Consider the following 24,887-nt stretch of genomic DNA (forward strand, 5'->3'; position numbering starts at 1 on the left):
GGTGACCCGACGGCCCAGATGCCACCCGACCCTACGGGCCGGGCAACAACAAGGCTCCACCAATGAGCAGCGGTCCGCACCCACCACCCGGCTACGACATGAACTTGATCTTGTTCGTGAAAAAAGAAGTGCCCGACCAGAAAGCCGGGCACTTCTTACCAAGAACGAAAAATCACGCTGTTTCGGTGATGGGGCGGTCGACCCAGCTCATCATGCCGCGCAGCTTCTTGCCGGTGATCTCGATCGGGTGCTCGGCGCCCTGCTCGCGGTACTTCTTGAGGTCCGCGCCACCGTTCTCGTCGTCCGCGATCAGGCGGCGGGTGAACTCGCCGGACTGGATGTCGCCGAGGATCCGCTGCATCTCCTCCTTGACCGACGCGTTGATCACGCGCGGGCCGGAGACGTAGTCGCCGAACTCGGCGGTGTCCGAGACGCTGTAGCGCATCCGGGAGATGCCGCCCTCGTACATCAGGTCGACGATCAGCTTGAGCTCGTGAAGACACTCGAAGTAGGCGATCTCCGGGGCGTAACCGGCCTCGGTGAGCACCTCGAAGCCGGTCTGCACCAGCGCCGCGGTGCCGCCGCAGAGCACTGCCTGCTCGCCGAAGAGATCAGTTTCGGTCTCCTCCTTGAACGTCGTCTTGATGACGCCGGCCCGGGTGCCGCCGATCGCCTTCGCGTAGGACAGGGCGAGCGCCTGGGCGCCACCGGAGGGGTCCTGCTCGACAGCGATCAGGGCGGGCACGCCCTTGCCGTCCACGTACTGGCGGCGGACCAGGTGGCCCGGGCCCTTCGGGGCGACCATCGCCACGTCGACGTCCGCCGGCGGCTTGATCAGCTCGAAGCGGATGTTCAGGCCGTGGCCGAAGAAGAGCGCCTTGCCCGCGGTCAGGTTCGGTGCGATCGACTCGGTGTAGATCTTGCGCTGCGCGGTGTCCGGCGCTAGCACCATGATCACGTCAGCCCAGGCGGCGGCCTCGGCCGGCGTCTTCACGGTGAGGCCCTGCTCCTCGGCCTTGGGGCGGCTCTTCGAGCCCTCCTGCAGGCCGACCACCACGTCGACGCCCGAGTCGCGCAGCGACAGCGAGTGCGCGTGGCCCTGGCTGCCGTAGCCGATGACGGCGACCTTGCGTCCCTGGATGATGGACAGGTCGGCGTCGTCGTCGTAGAACACTTCCGCGGTCATGACTTCCTTCTTCTCTTCGGTCTGGTGAAAACTAAGCGGCGCGGAGCGCGGGGCCGGTGGTGATGGAGCGAGAGCCGCGGCCGATGGCCACGAGTCCCGACTGGACCATCTCCTTGATGCCGTACGGCTCAAGATCGCGCAGTAGCGCATCCAGTTTGTCGGGATTACCGGTGGCCTCGATCGTCAGGGTGTCCGGGGCGACGTCGATCACCCGGGCCCGGAACAGCTCGACGGTCTCGAGCACCTGGCCGCGCTGCGCCCGATCGGCACGCACCTTGACCAGCAGGAGCTCACGCTGAACCGACTGGGTCGGGTCCAGCTCCACGATCTTCAGGACGTTCACCAGCTTGTTGAGCTGCTTGGTGACCTGCTCCAGAGGGGAGGAGTCGGCGTTGACCACGATCGTGATGCGGGAGACGTCCGGGTTCTCCGTCTCGCCCACCGCCAGGGAGTCGATGTTGAAGCTGCGGCGGGAGAACAGGCCGCTCACCCGGGCCAGGACACCGGGCTTGTTCTCCACCAGCACGCTGAGCGTGTGCTTGTTCGTCATGGCTACAGGTCGTCCTCTTCGAAGGTGGGACGCACGTCCCGCGCGAACATGATCTCGTCGTTGCTGGTGCCGGCCGCGACCATCGGCCAGACCATCGCGTCCTTGCCGACGGTGAAGTCGATGACCACCGGAGCGTCGTTGATCTCCATGGCCTGCTTGATGATCTTGTCGACGTCGTCCTTCGACTCGCAGCGCAGGCCGATGCAGCCGAGCGCCTCGGCCAGCTTCACGAAGTCCGGGATGCGGTGCTTGTGCGTGCCCAACTCGGTGTTGGAGTAGCGACCTTCGTAGAACAGGGTCTGCCACTGCCGGACCATGCCCAGGTTGCCGTTGTTGATGACGGCGACCTTGATCGGGATGCCCTCCAGCGCGCAGGTGGCCAGCTCCTGGTTGGTCATCTGGAAGCAGCCGTCACCGTCGATCGCCCAGACCTGCGTGTCCGGCTGCGCGACCTTGGCGCCCATCGCGGCCGGAACGGCGTAGCCCATGGTTCCGGCGCCGCCCGAGTTCAGCCAGGTGCCCGGCTTCTCGTACCTGATGAACTGGGACGCCCACATCTGGTGCTGGCCGACACCCGCGACGTAGATGGCGTCCGGGCCGACCAGCTCGCCGATCCGCTCGATCACGTACTGCGGTGCCAGGGTGCCGTCGGTCGGCTCCTCGTAACCCAGCGGGTAACGCTCGCGGATGTCGTTCAGCGTCGCCCACCAGGACGCGTACTGCTCGGTGCCGCCCGATGTGGCGGAGACCGCGGCGATCAGCTCGTCGATCACGTGCCGGGCGTCACCGACGATCGGGACGTCGGCGTGCCGGTTCTTGCCGATCTCGGCCGGGTCGATGTCGGCGTGCACCACCTTGGCGTCCGGCGCGAACGAGTCCAGCTTTCCGGTGACCCGGTCGTCGAAACGGGCGCCGAGGGTGACCAGCAGGTCCGACTTCTGCATCGCGTACACCGCGGGAACGGTGCCGTGCATGCCGGGCATGCCCAGGTGCTGCGGGTGCGAGTCGGGGAACGCGCCGAGGCCCATCAGCGTGGTGACCACCGGGATGCCGGTCAGCTCGGCGAGCTTGCGCAGCCCGTCGGTGGCGCCGGCCTTCAGGACACCGCCGCCCACGTAGAGCACCGGGCGCTTGGCGCCGGCGATCAGCCGGGCCGCCTCGCGGATCTGCTTGCCGTGCGGGTGCAGCGTCGGGCGGTAACCGGGCAGGTCCAGCGTCGGCGGCCAGGAGAACATGGTCTGCGCCTGCAGCACGTCCTTCGGGATGTCGACGAGGACCGGGCCGGGCCGGCCGGTGGCCGCCAGGTGGAACGCCTCGGCCAGGATCCGGGGCAGCTCCTCCGGGCTCTGGACCAGGAAGTTGTGCTTCGTGATCGGCAGGGTGATGCCCTGGATGTCCGCCTCCTGGAAGGCGTCCGTGCCGATGTACGGCCGGCCGACCTGCCCGGTGATCGCGACGATCGGCACCGAGTCCATGTATGCGTCGGCGATCGGCGTGACGAGGTTCGTCGCACCCGGCCCGCTCGTCGCGATGCAGACACCGACATTGCCGGTGGCCTGCGCGTACCCGGTGGCGGCGTGACCGGCACCCTGCTCGTGGCGGACCAGGATGTGCCGCACCTTCGAGTCGAAGAGCGGGTCGTACGCCGGGAGGATCGCCCCGCCCGGAATGCCGAAGGCGACCTCAACCCCGAGCGACTCGAGCGACCGGACGAGCGCGCCGGCGCCGGTGGTGGCTACCGGGGCCACCGTGACGGGACCGGTGTTCACGGCCGCGGCGACGGTGGCGGGAGTGGCCCGTTGGGCGAGAGATTCGGGAGTGGGTCTAGTCATGGCAGTTCAGACCTTTTCGGGTTGGTCGGTCCAGTCGATGAGCAACTTCTGAGCAACAAAAAAGGCCCTCGTGCATAGCACGGGACCTAGCGCACCCTCCTTGTCTCAGGAGAGTGCGCTCAGATAAGTACTCGGGACTGGAAGCACATGCGGCTAACCTTGCCCCATCTCACGGCCTGAGTCAACTGATCCCACATTTTGATCACCGCGCGCTCCGGCGAAGTCAGGATCGCTCGGCAGAAGGGCTCTGACCTGCCGCATTCCCGGTCCGAGGCGGATGACCTGGCTCCGGGCCGGTGCGTCACTCGGCGGGGTGGACCGGGGCGCCGGGAGCGGTCGCGGGCCGCCCGGGCGCAGGGTCCGCAGGCGCGACTCGAAGTGCTCGGCGGGCACTCCCCAGCCGAACAGCGAGCCCTGCCCCAGCCGGCAGCCGGCCTCCTCGACGATCTCGCGCTGCGCGGGTGTGCCGATGCCCTCGGCGAGCACCTCCAGCCCGAGCCGGTGACCCAGCCGGACCACCACGTCGACAAGCGGTGCGGCCGTACCGGTACGCGACTCCGGCTCCGCCACCAGCGCGTGATCGATCTTGAGGATGTCCACCGGAAGTGTGCGCAGCTGGGTCAGGGAGGAGTACCCCGCGCCGAAGTCGTCGAGCGCGATCCGCACCCCGGTCCCCCGCAGCTCGGCGAGGCGGCGCACCAGCTCCTCCATGTCGGTGGCGACCGCGTGCTCGGTCACCTCCAGCACCAGGCGCTGGGGCGGTACGCCGTACTCCGCGAGCACGTCGGCGACCTGCCCCGCGTAGTCGGAGTTGTGCAGCTCCTTGGGCGACAGGTTCACCGAGACCCAGACGTCGTGCCCCTTCGCCAGCCATTCCGCGAGCTGCTTGCACGCCTGCTCCAGAACCCACGCGCCGATCCGGTTGATCAGGCCGGACTCCTCGGCGACCGGGATGAACTCGTCCGGCCGGACCGCTCCCAGCTCCGGATGGGTCCACCGCAGCAGCGCCTCGGCGCCGACCGGCCGCATCGACGGCAGCGCCACCACCGGCTGGAACACCAGGCGCAGCTGCTCGCGGGCGATCGCGTGCCGGAGCTCGCCCTGCAGGGTGCCGCGGCGGCGGAGCAACTCGTCGTATCCCGCCTGGTAGCGCTCCACCCGGTTCTTGCCGCGCTGCTTCGCGTAGCGCAGGGCCAGGTCGGCGTCGTGCAGCAGCTCACCGGTGTCGGCCACGCCCACGCTCGCGGACAGGAAGATCGGGCCGCCGTCCACCTCGTACGGCTCGCCCAGCACCGCCAGCAGCCGGTGCGCCGCGAGCACCGCCTCGTCCGCGTCGCCGCGCATCAGCACCGCGAACTCGTCACCGCCGAGCCGGGCCGCCACGTCGCCCGCCAGCAGGTTGCGCCGCAGCCGGGAGCCGACCTCCGCCAGCACGGCGTCACCGACGTCGTGCCCGCGCATGTCGTTGACGACCTTGAAGCCGTCCATGTCGATGCCGAGGAGCGCTGCGGTCCCGCCGCCGGCCGCGTTGCCGGTGTCGATGCCGAGCAGGGCGGCCGACTCGCCGCCGGCCGTGTTCTCGGTGGACTCCCGCAGGGCCCGCATCAGGCCGCGCCGGTTCGCCAGGCCGGTCAGCGGGTCGGTGTGCGCCAGCTCGCGGAAGTGCGACTCGCGCTGGCGAAGCTGCACCGTGTAGCGCTGCACGTCGTCGAGAGCCAGGTACTGCCGGGCCACCAGGGCGAGTCCCTCGACGCTGATGCCGAAATAGCCGTACGCGTCCATCTGACCGCCGATGGCCAGGTGATAACCGAGCGCCGCCAGGATGGCGAGCATCGGCACCACCACGTAGCCACCGCCGCGCTCCAGCACGTCGCCGCTGATGCGGACGGGACGGTCGGCGGCACGTACCGCATACGCCACGAGGAACAGACCCGCGGTCAGGAGCAACACGCTGAGCAGGGCGAACTTGCTGTCCTGCTGGCAGATGCCGGTGGAGAGCAGGGCCGCGGAGATCGAGACGAGGCTCACCCCGGAGCTCACCCGGACGGTGTTACGCCGGGGCCGGTGCGCGTGCAGGGCCAGCACCGCGGTCAGCCCGAGCGCCAGCACGCCGAGCACCGCCGGGATCAGGATCGCCGCACACGGGTACGGCGTGGCGTCGCCGAGGATGCTCGTCGGCTCGGCGATCAGCACCCAGCCGACGAACCAGATCGCCGCCGCGATCACCAGGCCGTCCAGCACGTGCCGGACCGCCGCGGCGGGGCCCCGGGTGGCGCCGGGCAGCGCCACGGTCCCGGCCAGCAGGGTGAGCGTGCCGATACCCATGCCGATCGCCACCATCGTGGCGAGCGTCCGGGTGCTTCCGGGCGCGGCGTGGTGACCGGTCAGCAGCGCGCTGGCCAGCGCCGCGAGCGCGGCCGCGGTCGTCAATGCCCCGCCGGCGGCGAGCAGCAGGTGCGCCCGGCGGGCCAGTCCGGTGTGCCGGCGCCCCGACTGACCGAGATATGCCACTGCCGGAACGGCGGCCAGCAGACATGCCAGACCGGCCTGCTCCAATCCGGACGGTGAATGCACGGACACACTTTGCCGGATCTTCGGCGTTTCCGCACCCCCCGCCGTCCCGCGCTGTGGACGTCTGCCGTGGTGCGGGGCGATGGCAGTGGCAGTATGGGTGGCATGCCTGAGCTGCGCTCCCGGACCTCCACACACGGCCGCACCATGGCCGGCGCTCGCGCCCTGTGGCGCGCCACCGGCATGACCGACGACGACTTCGGCAAGCCGATCGTCGCGATCGCCAACAGCTACACCCAGTTCGTACCGGGGCACGTGCACCTCAAGGACATGGGCGGCCTCGTCGCCGAGTCGATAGCCGAGGCCGGCGGCGTCGGGCGCGAGTTCAACACCATCGCGGTCGACGACGGCATCGCCATGGGCCACGGCGGCATGCTCTACTCCCTGCCCAGTCGCGAGCTGATCGCCGACGCCGTGGAGTACATGGTCAACGCCCACTGCGCCGACGCCCTAGTCTGCATCTCGAACTGCGACAAGATCACTCCTGGCATGCTGATCGCCGCCCTGCGGCTCAACATCCCGACGGTCTTCGTCTCCGGCGGCCCGATGGAGGCCGGCAAGACGATCGCCATCGAGGGCATCGTGCACGAGAAACTCGACCTGGTCGACGCGATGAGCGCCGCGGCCAACGACAACGTCACCGACGCCCAGCTCGACACCATCGAGCGGTCGGCGTGCCCGACCTGCGGCTCGTGCTCCGGCATGTTCACCGCCAACTCGATGAACTGCCTGACCGAGGCGATCGGCCTGTCGTTGCCCGGCAACGGCTCGACGCTGGCCACGCACGCCTCCCGCAAGGCCCTCTTCACCGAGGCCGGCCGGCTGATCGTGGAGATCGCCAAGGAGTACTACGAGAAGGACGACGAGTCGGTCCTGCCCCGCTCGATCGCCAGCCGCGACGCCTTCGAGAACGCCGTCGCCCTGGACGTGGCGATGGGCGGCTCCACCAACACGGTGCTGCACCTGCTCGCCGCGGCCCGCGAGGCCGAGCTCGACTTCAGCGTCTCCGACATCGACGCCGTCTCCCGCCGGGTGCCCTGCCTGTCGAAGGTCGCGCCGAACAGCCCGAAATACCACATGGAGGACGTGCACCGGGCCGGCGGCATCCCGGCCCTGATGGGCGAGCTGCACCGCGGCGGCGCCCTCCGGGAGAACGTCCGCTCCGTGCACTCACCGTCACTTTCCACCTGGCTCGACAAGTGGGACATCCGCGGCGGATCGCCCTCACCGGAGGCGCTGGAGCTGTTCCACGCCGCTCCCGGCGGCGTCCGCACCACCCAGCCGTTCTCCACGCAGAACCGCTGGGCCACGCTCGACACCGACGCCGAGGGCGGCTGCATCCGCTCCGTCGAGCACGCCTACACGGTCGACGGCGGCCTGGCCATCCTCTTCGGCAACCTCGCCCCCGACGGCTGCGTCGTCAAGACCGCCGGCGTCGACGAGTCGATCTGGAAGTTCACCGGCCCGGCCCGCGTCTACGAGTCGCAGGACGACGCCGTCACCGGCATCCTCGGCAAGGAGGTCGTCGAGGGCGACGTCGTGGTGATCCGCTACGAGGGCCCGCGCGGCGGCCCCGGCATGCAGGAAATGCTCTACCCGACCTCGTTCCTGAAGGGCCGCGGCCTCGGCAAAGCCTGCGCCCTGATCACCGACGGCCGCTTCTCCGGCGGCACCAGCGGCCTCTCCATCGGCCACGTCTCCCCCGAAGCCGGATCCGGCGGCCTGATCGCCCTCGTCGAAACCGGCGACGAGATCACCATCGACATCCCCGGCCGCACCATCACCCTCAACGTCCACGACGACGTCCTCGCCCAGCGCCGCCACGACCAGGAACGCCGCGCAAAGCCCTACACCCCGGTCTCCCGCCAGCGCCCGGTCTCGGCGGCCCTGCGCGCCTACGCCTCCATGGCCACCAGCGCCAGCGACGGCGCCTACCGCCGAGTCCCGGAGTAACACCAATTCACATACGGCGAGGTGTTTCATCGCTACGTCTGAAGGTCCGGCTGGCTTGCCTGCCGGACCTTCATCCTTTTCTTGTACGACCGACGGAAAGTCCTGCCATCGCGTAGCGACCTAGCTGCCCGCTCCAGGCCGCAGCGCCACTTCCGGGCTGAAGCGTCTGGTCACCCTCACCCCGCAGCGTGGGTAAGTGCGCACCGAGCGGTTCGGGTGGGTGGTCAGTTGAGGGTGGGTAGGGGCTGGCCGGGGGATTTGCGTTCGAGGTAGGTGAGGACCTTGCGGCAGTCCAGGTTCGGCGAGTTGTACGGGTTGCCCTGGAGCGCCTCCAGCAGAGGGTGGTCGCCGGCCAGCTGGTCGTCCTCGTTGTGGCAGGTCAAACGGGTGTCGACGGCGGACTGCGGTATCCGCATGACGTAGCGCGTGTCGGCGTGCAGGACGGTCAGCCACTCCTCGGTCTCGGCTATCGGGTAGCCGACGAAGCGGGTCTCCGGGACCACGCGCAGGCGGTTGGCGTCGACGGTCATCTGCTGGGTGGCGGGGACCGCGGCGCTGTTCAGGAGGAACGCCTGTGCGGAGACCCACGGTGCGTCGAGGCTGTGCATGAACTGGAACGACAGGGCGGCGGCGCCGAAGTAGACGACGGAGAGTCCCTGCCAGCCGGCGAGGGTTCGGCGGCGGCGGACGTGGAGTTCCGACGGGGAGTGTTCCCAGCGGCGGCGGAACCAGCGGATCACCAGTTCGGCGCAGAGGGCCAGCAGGATGACGGCCAGGCCGCGGAGCAGATATTTGTACGGGGAGGCCAGGGCGGTCACCACCACCACGATGATGATCAGCGGCCACAGGGCGGGCTGGACGCGCTCGCGATATCGGATGGCGAACCAGACCGTGCCGAGCGCCACTGCCGGCAGCACGTAGTAGGCGTAGATGGTCACGGTGCCGAGGGCCACCTGGAACGGGGTCGCGGCGAGCAGAGCGGTCGTGGTGGTCAGCGAGTACCTGCCCACGCCGTAGATCTTGATGAGGAACAGCAGCAGGAGCAGCACGGATCCGACGGCGAGCAGCTCGCGTGTGCTGATCCGGGTGACAGCGGCGGGCGCGCTCGCAGGGGCGGGCGCACTCGCAGCAGCAGCCGGTGCGCTCGCAGCAGCCGAAGCAGGGGCAGCGCCGGGCTCGGCACTGGGGCCGGGCGGAGCGGGAGGGGTGGAAGAGGGCGGGACCTGCGGCGAGCGCGAGGGCTCACTGTGTGTGCTGGTCGTAGCGAGGTGTGGACGGGAACGCTTCTTCGGATGCGCCATCGTCGGCCAGCCCTTCCGAGCCTGATGTCCACCGGCCTTCAGCGTAGGCAGGAACCGCAACCGGGAACAGCGCCGCCACCCTCCGGTGTGGAGGATGGCGGCGCCTGCGATCAGAAGCGGTCAGCGAACGCTGGTGGTCACCCCGCTCCCGGTTCCGGAGCCGGCCGCGTTGACCGGTTGGACGGTGATCCGATAGCGGGTACCGGCGGTCACCCCGCGCGGTGCTGTGAGCGTCGCCGCGCGGGCCGAGGCGGACACGATGATCACGATGGGGGCGCCACGGCCGTCGCCCTTGGGGGTCAGGCGCTGGTAGGTGACGCGGTATCCGGTGATCTTCGTACCGCCGGTTGCCGACGGGGGTGTCCAGCGGGCGGTGGCGGTGACCGCACCACCGGTGGGGCCGGGCTTGGCGGTCAGGGAGCGGGCCTTACCGGGTACGGTGCGCGGCGTCACCACGCTGCTCACCCCGGACCAGGCTCCGGCGCCGACGGCGTTGACCGCGCGGACCCGGAACCGGTAGGGAGTTCCGTTCGCCAGGCCGGTGACAGTGCGTACCGAAGCTGCCGCTCCCGCCGTCCGGACCACGCCGACCTGCCGGTTCTTGGCGTCGATCACCAGGATCTCGTAGCGGAGGATCGGCGATCGCCCGTTGCCGGCCGGGGCGGTCCAGCGAACCACAGCCAGGCCGTTGCCCGCCGCCGGCATTCCGATCCGGGCAGAGCCAGGCACGGTACGGGTATCGCCCGGCGGCGTCGGCCCAGCCGTGCCACCGTTACCCGGCTGCGTCGGCGTCGGCCCCGCGGTCGGCCCACCAGTCGGTCCACCCGTCGGTCCGGACGTGGGGCTGGACGTGGGGCCACCGCCAGGACCACCCGGTCCACCCGGTCCACCCGGTCCACTTGAAACAGTGGGCGAGGCGGAAACCGTGGGGGAAGCGGACAGGGTAGGCGATGCGGTCGGGCCCGGGTTCCTGGCCGGGGCGGGAGTGATCGTGTTCGAGATCGCCGAATACTCGCTCGCACCGGCCGCGTTGACCGCACGGACCCAGAACGCGTAGGGCAACCCGTTCGTCAGACCCGTCATCGTCATCTCGGTGGCCTCAGGTGCTGCCACGTCAACGCCGACCACGATGCCCGTCTCATCGTCGAGTACCTGCACCTCATAGCCGTAAACCGCGCTGCCCCCGTTGTATCCGGGCGCCGCCCACCGCACCACGGCACTCTCATCACCAGCCGTCGCCAGCCCGATCACCGGCGCATCCGGCGCAACTGGCGTCACAGGCCGAGTCGGCTCCACAGTGGGCACCGGAGGGGTGGGAACGGGCGTAGTCGGAGCAGGCGTAGTCGGAACAGGCGTGGTAGGAGTGGGAACCGGCGTAGTGGGAACCGGGCCGGGAACGGGATCGTCGTCCGGCTCGGCCGGGTCGTCGTCGCCCGGCACCGGCGCGACCGGCGTGACCGGCCCGAACGGCGCCGTGAACATCCCCGCGCCCGCGGCCGTGTTCGCCCGCACCCGGAACGTGTAGCCCGTGCCGTTGACCAGCCCGGACACCACCACACTGCGGCTGTCCGCCGGCAGTTCCGTCGTCACCGCCGCCGCACCGCCGGTCCGCTCCAGCGTGAACCCGGTGATCGGGTCTCCCCCGGTCGCCTCGGGCACGGTGAGCAGCACCGTCGCCTGGCCGTCACCGGCGAACGCGGTCACCCCGAGGAACGCCTGCAACCCGCTGACGTCCACCGTCTCGTCGTCGAACTGGAGCAGCTCCACGTTGCGGACGACGTCGTTGCCGTCCGGTCCGGAGACCAGCACTCCGCCGGTGATCGGCGTGACGGCGTACGCACTGCGCAGTCCACTGAAGACAGCGCTGTCCGTAGCAGCCGACGTCGACGTTCGGATCTCCCGTACAAGAAAGATGTCTCCGGGCTTGATCTTGCCGGCGAAAACGTCCGCGCGCAGCTCAGCCATGGTCCCGGCGAAGCGCCCGTCACGAACCGCCAGGCGCACGGTGAGGTAACGGTCGCCGTCGAGGATGTCGTTGCCGCCGCGGCCCTGGAGCAGGTCGCTGCCGCCGCCACCCAGCAGGATGTTGCCCTCGCCCCAGACGTTGCCGGCGAGGTCACACGCGCGCCCGGTCTGGTTGGCGACCGCGCCGACCGGCGTGGGCAGCTCGGTGACCACCTGATCGAGGCCCTGGATCCGGGCGATGCCCGCGGCGTCCAGCGCGTCACACCCGAGGGCACCGCCGGTGGACGGGGTCAGGTCGTCGCCGTGGAGCTTGTCGTCGGAGTCGCCGCCGGACAGGGCCTCCACCTCGTTGTACCGGTCGCGGACGCCGATCTGGAGCTGGTCGAGCGGGAGAAGCGGCAGGTCCAGGTCGGCGTCGATCGCACCGGAGTCGCCCGCGATCGACCAGTCGTATCCGGAGCCGCCGGCGTTCTTCTCGATGCCGGGGCCCTGGACGCCGATGTCGTCGCCGCCCTCCATGTCGTAGTCGTCGTCGCCGCCCTGCCCGATCAGCACGTCGTGGCCGGGCTTGTTGGAGTCGTCGAGGAAGAAGAGGTTGCCGCTGTCGCCCTGGAGCAGGTCGGGCGAGTCGCCGCCCTCCATCCAGTCGTCGCCGGAGTCGCCCCACGCGGCGTCCTCACCGTCACCGGCGAAGATCTTGTCGTCGCCCTCGCCGCCGAACGTGTCGCCGGCGTTGGCGCCGCCGCCGGTGAAGTCGTCGCCGTCGCCGCCGAGGACGACGTCCAGGCCGGGGCCGCCGTCGAGCGCGTCGTGGCCGGGGCCACCCTTGAGGAAGTCGGCGCCGCCGGAGTCGGTGAGGATGTCGTCGCCCTCGCCGCCGATGGTGACGTCGTCGCCGGCGCCGCCCTCGAGCACGTCGTCGCCCTCGGCGCCCCAGACCGTGTCGTTGTCGTTGCCGGCGACGAGCAGGTCGCGGTCCTCGGTTCCGGCGTAGACGGACTGGGCGTTCATGCCGGGCTGGTCGACGCTGTTGCGGGCCCGGTAGGCGATAGTGCCGTCCGGCCGGCGCAGCAGGAGCAGCGTCTCGTCGCACTCGGTGGCCGGGTCGTCGTCGACGCGGTTGCCGTACCTGTCGTAGCCGGCCTCGGTGCCGTTCAGCGCCGCCAGGTTGAACTTGCAGTCGGAGGTGGCGAACGTGTCGGCGCGCAGGCCGTCGGCGCTGGTGTTGCGCCCGATCAGCTCGGCGAACGAGTTGCCCTCGAGCTGGCTGCGCAGGTTCATGCCGGTGGTACGCGCCAGGTAGTAGAACCGGTCCCCGTTCTGGAGGCTGGTCAGCTGGCTCTCGAAGACGTAGTCGAAGGTGGTGCCGAGCAGGCCGCCGAACGGGTCGGTGGTCTCGGCGAGGCCACCGATCCAGAGGTCGATCCCGTCCAGGCCGGACGTCGCCGTGGTCCAGGTGCCGGTGGCGTTGAGGAAGTCCGCGGCCGCGGGCGATTCCAGCAGCTCAGCGGCGGCGGTGCGCTTCGCGGCAACAGTCGGGGCGGCCACGAGGGACGGGTGCTTGCCGTACGCCGCCACGAAGTTCACCAGCGATTCCGGATGCTTCAGGTGCTCCCCGAAGTCGATCCAGCTGACGTACGGCTGAAGCCGCCCGTCGTTCGTCCGCTCGTACAGCGCCCGGCGGAAGTTGTTGAGCGTCGGTACGCCCTCCGACCTCCCCCGCGCGATGTTGACCGCCGCGAGGTCCATCGGCAAACCGAGCAAATTGTTGCGCAGGGTGTCCGTCATGAACTCGTCGATCTCGTTGCCGACCTGCTCGGACATGCCCCGGACGACCGATCCGGCGGCCTCCTCCGGCGAGAGGGTGCCGCCCTTGGTGAAGGCCGGCGGGTTCAGGAAGCCGTCGAGCAGCGGCACCGTCTCGGTGGTGCCGTCGGCGGCGGTCCGGGTGATGGATTCGGTCAGCATCGAGTGCCCGAACCGGTAGACGGCGTGCGCGAACTCGGCGTAGACGGCCGGGTTCAGCTCGGTCTGGGTGAACGCGAACGGCTGGAACGGGTTGATCGCCGGCGAGATCTTGCGGGCGAACTCCTCGAAGACCAGGTGCTGGTACTCCATCTCGTTGATGAACTTGGCGGCCTGGAAGAGCCGCTCGCCCGTCCACTCCGGATCGATGCCCACCTTGAGCGAGATGTCGGAGATCAGCCGGTTGTGCTCGGAGTGGAACACGTGGTGCACGGCGGTCAGGCCGATGTTCTCGTTGGCCCGGCCGTCACCGGCGATGTAGTGGGCGGCGAGCATCTCGTCGTCGTAGGTGCCGGCCGGCTGCGCCGCGAAGTCGGCACTGGCGGCAGCGTCGGCGTCGGGGAGCAGCGGGGCGCCCCGGGAGTCGAGCGGGTTGGCGTGGTGCGCGATGTCGGTGAGGAACGGGGTGTCGAAGTGGACCACGTTCGCGGGCACCGGCACCGGGTTGGCGCGGTCGCCCTCGACGAGGCCGGTCGCCGTCACGTACTGGGGCAGCCCGCGGGCGGGTCCGGGTACGAAGGCACCGTACGCGTCGGCCAGCACCATCGGCACGTTCAGCGCGTCGAGGTCGGTGAGCTTCAGCCCGAGCACACCGCTCGCCTGCCGCTGCACGTCGGCCCAGGTGGGCAGGCCACCGGCGGGCGCGTCGAGGAGCCGGCCGGTGGTGTGTGCCTGCTCGTCGTACTCCCGGAGGAAGACCTGGTGTGCGGCGTGCGAGGTGTAGGTCTGTGAGTTGTCGGCGTACGGCGTGTCGGTGTTGGTGGCCTCCCGCCCGCCGTTCGCGGTCGTCGCCGCCCGGGTCAGAGCCATGAACCGCATCGACGGCGGCACGTACTCGGTGTCGCCGGGGCGGGGGTCGTCGGCGTTGCCCGGGGTCCGGTCCGGGCCGGCCACCAGCGGGTCGTCGGCGCGCAGCGGCACGACGACCATGGTGTTGCCCTTGACCGTCTGGTCGATGCCGTGGTCGAAGAACTGCCCGAAGAGCGTGAACCACGAGTTGTAGGGCGCCGAGAGGCCGAAGTCGGTGGTCACGTTCGGGATGAACAGCGTGCCGCCGTCGGTGCGGCCGGTGGACGCCGCGACCGCCGCCGGGTTGGCAGCGGTCTGGTCGGTGATCAGGTTGCTGATCAGCCGGGGCTCGTCGTCGCGGACCATCGGGCTGTCGCCGGCGTAGGCGGCGGGGAGCTGGGCCGGGACGAGGCGCGGGAAGAGCTGGTCGGCCGCGCCGTACCTCTCCTCGCCCGGAGTCAGGTGGTTGCAGGTCCCGTCGACCGTGCGCAGGCCCATCGAGAGCAGCGGGCTGGCGAGCTGGTCCGGTCCGGTGCCGAGCAGCGCACCGCAGGGGCCGGTCTCGCTCGTCGTCGCGGCCGTGTGCGCCTCGGCGATCTTGATCTGCTTGAGGATGTAGGACAGGTCGGCCTGGGTGATGGTGAAACCCTGGCCGATGGGAGCGGCTTGGGCGGGTGCCGGCACGGCGAAAGCCGCGGTCGCGAGCAGCGCGGCGAACAGCCAGGGTCTGCGCAAGGGGACCTCACCAACGGAGTCGGGTTGCCCGAATAGGGCGGGTATTCCGTACATGTTGGGATCCATGGGTTTGGTCCGGCTGAAAGCTTCCTGAAGGCCGGCCCGCGCCGACCTGGAGAAACGCGGAGGCCCGGCCGGATATCCCGGCCGGGCCTTGAGAAAGAGTTGCGGTCAGTGGCCGTGCGGCCTCTCCACCAGATCGGGTACGCCGTTCGAGAGATCGACGCCCGGACCTGGCTGGGTCGCCTCCACCAGCACACGGTCCGCTGCCACCCCGGCGGCTCGCCCGATCGACGCCCGCACCGCGCCGATCTGCCCGTCGCTGAGCACCGCACCGAAGTATTGGATCGTCAGGCCGGCCGGCTGCACCGTGGTCCGGTACCGGTTCAGCGAGTCCGCCAGCACACCCTCGGCGTCCACCCGTTCCTGAACGGTCGCCGGGCTGATCCCGGCGGCGGGCAGCACCGCGAAGGTGAGGTCGTGCACCAGCACCGGCTCCACCACGTAGAACCCGACGCTGTCCGGGCGGTGGTCGCGCATGAAAGCCTCACCGTGGCGGGCCGAGACGCCCTCCGGCAGCACCAGCGTCAGCTCCGGCACCAGATACTCCAGCAGCGCCCCGCTGAACACCGCGAACGTCGCGTCGGTCAGCTCGCCGACGTTCTCCCGCACCGCGGCGGCGCGCAGGTCACGGGCGATCCGCACGCGGTCGGCGCCGGTGACCGGGTGGACCGCGATCGCGGTGCGCTTGCGCACCAGTGGGCCGTCGAACGAGGTGGTGGCCAGTTCGTCACCGGCGTCACCGGTCACCGCCTCGGCGGCGAGCACCGGGGTGTCGAACCAGCCGCCGAGCCGGGCCACCGACCCGGTGACGATCAGCAGCAGGGCGAGCGCCAGCAGGGCCGGGCGCTGAACCCGCATCAGGTGCCCAGCGGGCGGCTCGGGCCGTAGGCCACCGGCTCTTCCGGCTGGTCGTCGGCGTAGGCGGGGTCCGAGGTGATCGGGTCGTTGACGGCCGAGTCGCCGACCGCGAACTGGATCATCATGTCGTTGTCCTCGTGCACCAGGTTGTGGCAGTGCACCATGTACCGGCCGCCGTCGTTGCCGTCGCCGGTGTTGAACTGCATGATCACCGAGGCGGTCTCGTTCTCGCCGAGGTAGAACACGTCCTTCGGGCCGTTCTCCCAGGCGTACGGCTTGTTGCCGGAGGTGTTGTTCCGGGAGAGCACCATGCCGTCGATCAGGTGGATGTGCACCGGGTGGAACCAGCCGCCCGACTCGTTGACCAGGTCCCAGATCTCCACGTCGTACGGCTTCGGGTTGCCCAGGACCCGGCGGAAACCGGTGCGCTCGACGTCGTCCCAGGTCTCGCCGTTGACCGTCCAGAGGCCGTGTTTGCGCTCCACGCGTACGGTGCGCCGGGCCTTCGCCATCTCGGGCTTGAGCTTCATCACGTCGATCGCCCCCCGGTTGGCCCACGGCACCGGCCCGGCGTCGAGCGTCGACGGGATCTGGTAGGTGTCCGGTGCTCCCGAGTCCGCGACCACCTCGAACTGCATCACCTTGTCGGTGTTCTTGAAGTCCTCGTTGTTCTTGTTGCTCAGGTTCCGCAGCTCGACCTTCTGGCCGGCTCTGTACTTCCGGAAGTCGATCAGCACCTCGTACCGCTCGGCGGGGCTGTGCCGGAAGGTGGTCACCGCGGCGACCTTCGGCGTCATGCCCCCGTCGGTGGCGACCACGTGGAACGGGTCGCCGGTGCTCAGCTGCCACCGGTACGAGCGGGAGACCGACGAGACCAGTATCCGGAACCGGTAGACCCGCGGCTTGACCCGCATCTTCGGCCACGGCACGCCGTTCACCAGGATCACGTCGCCCATGAAGCCCTCGTGCGAGTCGTCGTCGAAGTCGACCGACCCGTCGGACTTGAAGGCCACGTCGTTGACGACGATCGGGACGTCGTACTCGCCCTGCGGCAGCTGGGCCTGCTCGTACTCGTCGGTCAGGTGGTACATGCCCGCCAGGCCGACGTACGCGTTCTCCGCCGTGGTCCGGTGGTTGTGGTCGTGGTACCAGAGCGTGCGGGCCTGCTGCCAGTTCGGGTAGCGGTAGACCTTGCACTGCGCGGGACCGGTGTGGTCGTTCGCGTAACCGTCGTACTGCGGCAGCGACGCCGAACCGTGCAGGTGCGTGACGGTGTGGAACGGCTGCCCGTTGAGCCGGTTCACGGTGAGCGCGTTGGCGATCCGGACCTCGGAGCGGGTACCCCGCGGCACCCGGATGGTCGGTCCCGGGAAGATCCCGTTGTAACCGGCGATCATCGTGGTCAGGCCGGGCAGGATGCTGGCCTTGCCGGCCTTCTGGGTGAGCCGGTACTTCTGGAACGGGCCCTTCTCGTCGACGCCCTCCTCGACCGGCGTGAGCACCGGTGGTCGTCGGAACATGTTCGTGTACGGCGCCGGTGTGTTCTTCGAGCTCAGCTTGCTCGACTTCGCGACGACAGCGCCACCGGCGGCCGCCACGATCAGGCCACCACCGCCGAGCGCAAGCGCACCCTTGAGCAGATCGCGCCGGTTCAGACTCCCGCGTGACATCGAACTCCCTAGTTTCCGTACGTCAGGCCGGCGCCGAAGTTAGGGACCGGCCCTGAGGACGGCCGTTGGGAAAGCTGAAAAAACGCCTCAAGTCACCCACCTCCGCTACCGATCCGAAACGAGAAGACCCACGAGGAGGCCAGATGCGAGTCAGCGTGCTCGGGCAGCTGACCGTCACCGACGCGGATGGCAACGTCCTGCCCGCCGGTGAGCTGCCCCGGCGGGCGCGTCAGGTGCTCGCCGTCCTCGCCGCGAAACACGACCGGATCCAGTCGAAGGACTCGCTCGCCGACGCGGTGTGGGGCAACGACCTGCCCGGCAACCACGTCGCCGCGCTCGAGCACTACGTCTCGGTGGTCCGGCGCCGGCTTGAGCCGCAGGGCTCGCCGGCCACCTGGTTCATCGTCACCCGCAGCGGCGGCTACCTCTTCGACACCAGCCGGGCCGAGCTGGACCTGGCCCAGCTGCGCAAGCTGATCCGCGGCCTGGACTCGTTCAGCCCGGACTGCCCGGAGCACCTGGCCGCCCACGAGAGCATCCTCGCCCTGGCCCGGCAGCGTCCCTTCCCCGAGGACCCGTACGCCGAATGGGCCGAACCGGTCCGCGTGGAGGTCCAGGAGGCGGCGGTGAACGCGCTGCTCAAACACTCCGTGGCGGTGCTGGAAGTGGACGCCGCCCGCTCGCTGCGCCTGGCACAGGAGGTGATCGAGCTCAACCCGTTCCTGGAGTCCGGTCACCGGGTCGCGATGACCGCGGCGATCGCGCTGGACCGGCAGGACGACGCGCTGCGCATCTTCGAACGCTGCCGTCACCTGCTCGACGAGGAGCTCGGCGTGGCGCCGTCCGCCGAGCTGGTGCGGCTTCAGCGCAGTGTGCTGGCCGGCCGTGGGGACGTCGCGCCACCCGCTCCCGTTGTTCCGCCGGCACGAGCCGTTGCGGCCGAGCCGCCTCGCGAGCGGTTCCTCGGCCGCCTCACCGAGCTGAGGGTCATGGTGGAGCCGGCCCCACCGATCGTGCACATCGTCGGCCCGGCCGGCTCCGGCAAGTCCGCCTTCCTCGCCGAGCTGGGGCGGCACGGGCCGGGACAGGTCGGCATCGGGCACGGCGCCTCGTCGGTCGGCGTGCTGCGGCATGCCTGGCTGGGCACCGCCCTCACCGGGCTCGGTGCGTCGCCCGAGATCCTGGCCGTGATCGACTCGGCGGGGCTGGACGGGCCGCTGCGCCGCTCCGAGCTGGAGCTGATCAGCACCGCGTTCGCCGGGCCGGAACCGTCCTGCCTGGCCGTCGACGACGCGGCCGACCTGGACGCGGCGAGCGTGGCCGAACTCTCCTGGCTGAGCCGGCACTGCCCGCTGCTGCGGATCGTGCTCACCTACTGCTACCCGTCGGAGATCGCCGACCGGCCGCTCTCCGGACTGGGCTCCCCGGTGGTGCTGCGCCTGGAACCGCTGCGCGCCGACGAGCTGGCGCCGCTGGGGGACGACACCGTACTCGATCGGACCGGCGGCATTCCGGCGCTGGTCGCCGTCTCGCACCGGCCGGACCAGGTGACACACGCGGTCGCCATGCAGATCGCCCGGCAGCGCACCCGGTGGATGCCGGAACCCGCCTGGGAGATCCTCCGGCTCTGCGCGATCCTGGGCGAACTGGGCCCGGTCGAGCTGGGCAAACTCACCGGATACGCCGTACCGGAGCTTCTGGGTTGTGTCGACCGCCTGGTGCACGCGCACCTGCTGACCGAGACCGGCGACGGCCGGGTGGGTCACCGCAGCTCCCTGATCCGCGCCGCGGTGGCCGGGCAGGTCTCCTCCGCCTCCGCTCACTACCTGCGCAAACAGCTGGCGGCGGCCTCCTGAGGGAGACCGCCACCAGATTTCACCGAAGGATCAGTTGGTCACGGTGACCGGTACGGCGAGCGACTGCCCGCCGGTCGTGGTGACCAGGCTGATGGTGCGGACCGTACCGGGGTTCGGCCCGGTGACCCGGATGCTGAACGCGCCGGCGGCGTCCACGGTGACCGCGGTGCCGATGACCCGGCCGGTCAGCGTGCTGCCGAGCACCGCGACGACCCGCTGGCCGGCGAGCAGGCTGCTGGTGCCGGAGATCCGCCACTCGTTGTTGCCGGTGCGGTAGCGGACCGCGAGCCCGGTCAGGCTCTCGGCCTGCGGACGGGCGGTGACCCGCGCGGACTGGGCACCGGACGGGTTGCGGACGGTCAGTTCGAGCACCACCGGGTCGTTGTTGTAGGCGTACGCGGCGTTGGGACCGGGCACGGCGGGCAGCGTCAGCGCCGGGTAGGTGAACGTGGGCCGGGCGGTGGTCGCGCCGGTCATCGTCACCGCCGGGCCGGAGACCTGACGCCAGGCGTACGTCTCGGCGCCCTGCGACCCGGAGCCGTCCATGGTGACGGTCCGCCCCCGGACGACGGTCTGGTCCGGGCCGGCGTTCGCCCGGCCTGGTGCCGCACCGGTCACCGCGACGGTCACCGTCACCGGCTCACCGGCACCGCCCGGACCGGCAACGGCCAGCCGGAACGTGTAGTTGCCGGTCTGCGCGGGGACGAACGTCGCGACCGCCGTGGCCGCACCGGTGAGCGCCACCGCGGGGCCCGCGGTCTGGGTCCAGGCGTACGAGTCGATCACGCCGGTCGAGCCGGTGGCGCTGAGCCGGACGGTCTGCCCGACCACAGCGCTGGAATCCGCCACCGCGGCGGCGACCGGGAGGTCCGGCGTGAACGCCGGTCCGCTGCCGAGGATCGGCGCGGTCACCGAACCGCCTGACGACGAGGTGACCGTGACGGTGGCCGGCGGTGCGTCGACGCCGGTGAAAGCCGAGCCGTTGAGCGGGCCGAACCCGGTGACGGTCAGGGCCGGCGGGGTGGAGTCGCCGTCGCTGGAAACTGCCGAGACGGCGAGCGTACGGGCCTGGGAGTCATAGGACGCCGAGGTGATCCGTACGACGTCGGCGAGCTTGCGGTTCTTCCGGGTGACCGGCCGGTCCCCCGCGTTGACCACCTCGATCGAGGCGTCCGCCGGCAGCGGCCCGGTGAGCGGCAGCCGGGCGTAGTAGCGGCCACCGCTGCCGCGCAGGCGGGTGGTGCGGAAGCCGAGCGCCGCGTTGCCGGTCACCTCGAGGGACTGGCCGAGCTCGCTCGTCGCGTACACCTCGATCGCACCCCCGCCCGGGCCGGTCGTGTAGGTCGCCTGCTCGATGTCGACGCCGGAGTTCGTCGCGTACCGGCCCTGGATGCTGAACAGGTCGGTGAAGCCGACCTGGCCGAGCACCGCGCCGCTGACCGGGTCGAGCTGCTCGATCCGGACGAAGTTCGTCTGGTACGGGCTACCCACGATCCGGTGGTCGACGCCGGGGTCACCGGTGTAGCCCGCCGGTGCGGCCGGCGCGACGGCCGGATCCCACTTCAGGAACGGGCCGACCCGGCTGCTCATGGCCTGCCCGAAGGCGCCCGGCGTGGTGCCGATGTCCTCGGTCATCCGGATCCGTCCCCGGTCGTCGGAGACCAGGTCGTCGATGCCGTACGGGTGGGTGATCCGGAAACGCTGACCGGTCGGCGCGTCGAATCGGACCCGGATCCGGCCGAACACCATCTGATCGCCGGGACGGACCTCCTCGGCCGCCCAGGCACCCTCCAGGTCCATGCCGACCGAGGCGTCGGCGCCGTTGGTGAGGGTCAGCTCGGCACCGGCGAGCTGGTAGAAGAACTCACCGGGGAAGTTGTCCGGGTACGAGACCGGCGCGTCCGGGTCCGGAACCTCGTCCGGCAGCGTGGCGCACAGCGGGTCGTCGAGCGTGGTGCACGCCTCCAGCCGGATCCCGTTGCTGTCCCGGTACCAGGCCGGGAAACCGTGCTCGGCGATCGGGCCGACCTGGGTCAGCGTGCCGGTCCGGCCCGTCGGGGGCTGGATCACGACCGCGGCGGCCGTGCTCGCGAGCGGCGCGACCACCGCGACGATCACCCCCGCGGTGATCCCCCAGCGGCTCAACGTGTTCTTCATCGGACTCCTCAGTCGCTCCGGGAAGTCGCCACCGGTGCCCGGAAGACGACTCGACCGGTCACCCTGGTGGGGTGACCGGTCGTCCGGCTGAGGCCGGCCTCAGTGCTAGCTGAGTCTTTCCTGAAAGTTCCCTACTTGACGGCGCCCTCCATGATGCCGCGGACGATCTGGCGGCCGCCGATGAGCAGCAGCAGGAGCAGCGGCACGGTGGCCACGAAGGCGCCCGCCAGCACCCGGCGGAAGATCACGAAGTTGCCGCTCGCCAGGTCGGAGAGCGCCACCATCGACGTCGGGTACTCGGTGCCGCCGAGCGTGATCAGCGGCCACTGGAACTCGTTCCACGTCGCCACGAAGGTGAGCAGGCCGAGCACCGCGAGCGCGGGCCGGATGGCCGGCAGCACGATGCTCCAGTAGACCCGCATCGTGGAGGCGCCGTCGATCCGCGACGCCTCGACCAGCTCACCGGGAACGGCGTGGTCGATGAACTGCCGCATGTAGAAGACGCCGAACGCGCTGACCAGGCCCGGGGCGATGACCGCGAGCAGGGTGCCGTTCCACTCCAGCTTGCCCATCAGGATGTAGAGCGCCACCACACCGAGCTGGTTCGGCACGGTCAGGGTCAGGATCACCACGAACATCAGCGGGTTGCGGCCCTTGAACCGCAGCTTCGCGAACGCGAACCCGGCCAGCGAGCAGAAGAACAGCGTCGAGGCGGTGACCACCGTCGCGACGATGACACTGTTGATCAGCGAGGCGGCGAAGTACACGTTCTGGAGGGTGAAGACCTCCTCCAGGTTGACCATGAACTGGTCCGACGGGATCAGCACCGGCGGATACTTGCCCAGCGCCTCGTCGGTGCTGGTGGCGATGACGAACATCCAGTACAGCGGGAAGGCCGAGAGCAGCAGCGCCACGGAGAGGCTGAGGTAGGTCTTCCAGCTGCCGCGGGTGTCCTGCGGAGCCCGAGAGGTCACGACGCTCACCGGCCACCTCCGAGACGCCGGGTGAGCAGGGCGTTGATCGCTGCCACCACCATGATGATGAGGAACAGGGCCCAGGACATCGCGGCCGCGTATCCGAGGTTCAGGTCACGCCAGCCGACCTGATAGATGAGCTGGGCGATGGTCTGCCACTGATGGTCCGAGCCACCGTTGGCCAATGCCGGGTTCTCGTCGAAGAGCATCGGCTCGTTGAACAGCTGAAGGCCACCGATGGTCGACAGGACCACCGTGAAGATCACCACGGGCTGAATCATCGGTACGGTGATCTGCCAGAGCTGCCGCTGCGGGCCGGCGCCGTCCACCGCTGCCGCCTCGTAGACGTCACGCGGGATGGCCTGCATCGCCGACAGGTAGAGCAGCGCGTTGTAGCCGATCCACTTCCAGTTGACCATCGTGGCGATCGCGATCCACGAGCTCCACTTCTCGGCCCGCCAGTTCAGCGGGGTCTCCTCGCCGAAGCCGACCAGCGACAGGAACCAGTTGGCCATGCCGCTGTCGGTCTGGAAGAACATCGCGAACAGCAGCGTGGAGGCGGCGACCGGCGTGACGTACGGCAGCAGGACGGCGACCCGCCAGAACGTGGTGCCGCGCAGCCGGTGGTTGAGCAGGTTGGCGATCAGCAGAGCGAGGATCAGCTGCGGCACGGTCGACAGGATGAAGATGCCGAACGTGTTGAACAGCGCGTTCCAGAAGTCCTCGTCGCTGAGCAGCCGGCTGTAGTTCTCCAGACCGGCCCAGCCGGTCTTGTCCGCGTCGTCCAGCCGCCAGTGACGCAGGGACACCACGGCGTTGAAGATCAGCGGGAACAGTCCGAAGATCGCGAAAAGCAGGAAGAACGGCGAGATCAAGAAGTACGGGACGGTGCGGGTGTCGAAGCGGTGCCACCACAGCGTCGCCTTGCCGGCGGATGCCGTAGGACGCTGCGGCGAGGGTGGCGCCGGGCGGAGCTGGGTCAGGGACACTAGGCACTCCTAAGGCTTCAGGCGGGGCGACTCGCGTCGCCCCGCCTGCGGCACGGGGGGGGTCAGGAAGAGGCGACCTTCTCGGCTTCCTCGACCGCCTTCGGCCAGGCCTCGGAGGTCTTGAGCTTGCCCTCCTGCACCTGGGTGATGACCCGCTCCACGCTCTCCCGGGTCTTGCCGTTCTTCTTGCCGAGGTACTGCGGCTGCAGGCTCTCCGCGGTCTTGGCGAAGATCTGGCCGGTCGGCGCGTTGCTCATGAACTCGTGCTTAAAGTCCAGCACTGCCGGGTCCTTGTAGAGCGCGGGCTGCGAGGGCAGGTTGCCGACGGTCTTGAAGACCTCGATCTGCTGCTCGGGCTGCGTCGCGAAGTCGACGAACTTGGCCGCGGCCTCGGCGTTCTTGGTCTGCGCCGGGACGGTCCACCAGGAGCCGCCCCAGTTGCCGCCGCCACCCGGGATCGCGGCGATGTCCCACTTGCCCTTGGTGCCGGGCGCGGTCTGCTGGATGTGGCCGAGCATCCACGCCGGGCAGGCGAGGACGGCGAACTTGTCACCGGTGAAGCCCTGGTTCCAGCCGGGCTGGAAGCTGACCAGGTTGGCCGAGATGCCGGCGTCGATCGCCTTCATGCTGACGTCGAACGCGACCTTCGGCCCGCCCTCCATCTGCAGCTGCTCCTGCTCGCTGTAGAAGCCCACCGGCTGCTGGGCCAGCACCGGGTTGAACAGGTTGGTGCCGGAGTCGATGAACTTCTTCTTCGAGGCGTCGGTGTACTTCTTGCCGGTCTCGATGAACGCGTCCCACGTCGGCCACAGGGCCGAGACCTGGTCGCGCTCGGTGGGCAGGCCGGCCGCCTTGAACAGGTCGGTGCGGTAGCACATGGCCAGGCCGCCGACGTCGGTGCCGAGACCGATCTGCTTGCCGTCGGCGGACATCGAGCCCTTCCACTTCCAGGGCAGGTACCGCGACTCGGCGCTGCCGAGACCCTGGTCGAGCAGGTTGACGAACTTGTCGGCCTGGTTCTTGAACTGGACCATGAAGCCCTCGTCGACGGCCGCGACGTCCGGGGCGCCGGAGCCGGCCACCAGCTTCTTCTGCAGGTCCTCGTGGTGCGCGTTGAACTCGGCGGAGTTCAACGCGATCTTGATGTTCGGGTTGGCCTTCTCGAAGCGCTCCTTGAGCATCTCCTGGCCCATGTCACCGAAGAAGTTGACCTTCAGGGTGATCTGGCCCTCGCCGCTGCTGCTGTCGCCGCCGCCGCCTTCGAGGCTCTGGCCGCTACAACCGGCGATCAACACGGTTGCCGCGGCACCCGCGACGGCCGCGTGCAGGGCACGACGTCCGAAAGTCTTCATAGTTTTCCACCTATGCGGAGAGGTAAGTCACTGAACCGGGTAAGTTGCGCCGACGCTATGT

At 69.8% G+C, this 24,887-nt stretch carries 14 protein-coding genes; 2 read left to right on the forward strand and 12 right to left on the reverse strand.

From position 1 onward, the window contains the following. Positions 1–172: 172 nt before the first annotated feature. The 4 genes from ilvC to ACFQV6_RS37500 all read right to left on the reverse strand — a co-directional run bounded on the left by ilvC (position 173) and on the right by ACFQV6_RS37500 (position 6,142). On the reverse strand, positions 173–1,186 hold the full coding sequence (gene ilvC, locus ACFQV6_RS37485; RefSeq protein WP_378032445.1) for a ketol-acid reductoisomerase: 1,014 nt from the start codon (positions 1,184–1,186) through the stop codon (positions 173–175). Positions 1,187–1,217: 31 nt separating this feature from the next. Then, a complete protein-coding gene (gene ilvN, locus ACFQV6_RS37490; RefSeq protein ID WP_378032446.1) occupies positions 1,218–1,736 on the reverse strand; it encodes an acetolactate synthase small subunit in 519 nt (172 codons plus the stop codon). Positions 1,737–1,738: 2 nt separating this feature from the next. Continuing rightward, a complete protein-coding gene (locus ACFQV6_RS37495) occupies positions 1,739–3,568 on the reverse strand; it encodes an acetolactate synthase large subunit (protein ID WP_378032447.1) in 1,830 nt (609 codons plus the stop codon). A gap of 153 nt (positions 3,569–3,721) precedes the next feature. After that, positions 3,722–6,142 (reverse strand): putative bifunctional diguanylate cyclase/phosphodiesterase, encoded by a 2,421-nt coding sequence (locus ACFQV6_RS37500; RefSeq protein WP_378032448.1) that lies wholly within the window; start codon positions 6,140–6,142, stop codon positions 3,722–3,724. 102 nt (positions 6,143–6,244) lie between these two features. Between ACFQV6_RS37500 and ilvD the strand changes: the two genes are divergently transcribed. Beyond that, entirely contained in the window at positions 6,245–8,092 is a 1,848-nt protein-coding gene (ilvD, locus tag ACFQV6_RS37505; protein WP_378032449.1) for a dihydroxy-acid dehydratase, read from the forward strand. A gap of 224 nt (positions 8,093–8,316) precedes the next feature. Here the strand turns inward: ilvD and ACFQV6_RS37510 are convergent, their stop codons facing one another. The 4 genes from ACFQV6_RS37510 to ACFQV6_RS37525 form a co-directional block, all read right to left on the reverse strand. After that, complete coding sequence (locus ACFQV6_RS37510; RefSeq protein ID WP_378032450.1) at positions 8,317–9,141, reverse strand: hypothetical protein; 825 nt, start codon at positions 9,139–9,141, stop codon at positions 8,317–8,319. Between the two features lie 372 nt (positions 9,142–9,513). Next, entirely contained in the window at positions 9,514–14,907 is a 5,394-nt protein-coding gene (locus tag ACFQV6_RS37515) for a peroxidase family protein (RefSeq protein WP_378032451.1), read from the reverse strand. A 171-nt stretch (positions 14,908–15,078) separates the two neighbouring features. After that, the gene (locus ACFQV6_RS37520) at positions 15,079–15,828 is read right to left on the reverse strand and encodes a hypothetical protein (RefSeq protein ID WP_378032452.1); all 750 of its coding nucleotides are present in this window, start codon (positions 15,826–15,828) and stop codon (positions 15,079–15,081) included. Then, positions 15,828–17,498 carry a multicopper oxidase family protein gene (locus ACFQV6_RS37525; RefSeq protein ID WP_378032453.1) on the reverse strand — a complete coding sequence of 557 codons (1,671 nt, stop codon included), beginning with the start codon at positions 17,496–17,498 and terminating at the stop codon, positions 15,828–15,830. The genes ACFQV6_RS37520 and ACFQV6_RS37525 overlap by 1 nt, the downstream gene beginning before the upstream one ends. Before the next feature lie 143 nt (positions 17,499–17,641). On the opposite strand from ACFQV6_RS37525, the gene ACFQV6_RS37530 reads away from it, so the two are divergent. After that, positions 17,642–19,354: a BTAD domain-containing putative transcriptional regulator gene (locus ACFQV6_RS37530; protein ID WP_378032454.1), complete on the forward strand. Its 1,713-nt coding sequence runs from the start codon at positions 17,642–17,644 to the stop codon at positions 19,352–19,354. Positions 19,355–19,384: 30 nt separating this feature from the next. Here ACFQV6_RS37530 and ACFQV6_RS37535 read toward each other — a convergent pair whose 3' ends face one another. From ACFQV6_RS37535 to ACFQV6_RS37550, 4 genes are all read right to left on the reverse strand, one after another. Beyond that, the gene (locus ACFQV6_RS37535; protein WP_378032455.1) at positions 19,385–21,511 is read right to left on the reverse strand and encodes a hypothetical protein; all 2,127 of its coding nucleotides are present in this window, start codon (positions 21,509–21,511) and stop codon (positions 19,385–19,387) included. A 131-nt stretch (positions 21,512–21,642) separates the two neighbouring features. Next, positions 21,643–22,485, reverse strand: a complete 843-nt coding sequence (locus ACFQV6_RS37540; RefSeq protein ID WP_378032456.1) for a carbohydrate ABC transporter permease — start codon at positions 22,483–22,485, stop codon at positions 21,643–21,645. A 5-nt stretch (positions 22,486–22,490) separates the two neighbouring features. After that, a complete protein-coding gene (locus ACFQV6_RS37545) occupies positions 22,491–23,474 on the reverse strand; it encodes a carbohydrate ABC transporter permease (protein WP_378032457.1) in 984 nt (327 codons plus the stop codon). A gap of 62 nt (positions 23,475–23,536) precedes the next feature. Next, positions 23,537–24,826, reverse strand: a complete 1,290-nt coding sequence (locus ACFQV6_RS37550) for an extracellular solute-binding protein (RefSeq protein ID WP_378032458.1) — start codon at positions 24,824–24,826, stop codon at positions 23,537–23,539. Positions 24,827–24,887: the final 61 nt, after the last annotated feature.

The sequence above is a fragment of the Actinoplanes sp. GCM10030250 genome (genome assembly GCF_042666575.1).
Taxonomy (GTDB): Bacteria; Actinomycetota; Actinomycetes; order Mycobacteriales; family Micromonosporaceae; genus Actinoplanes.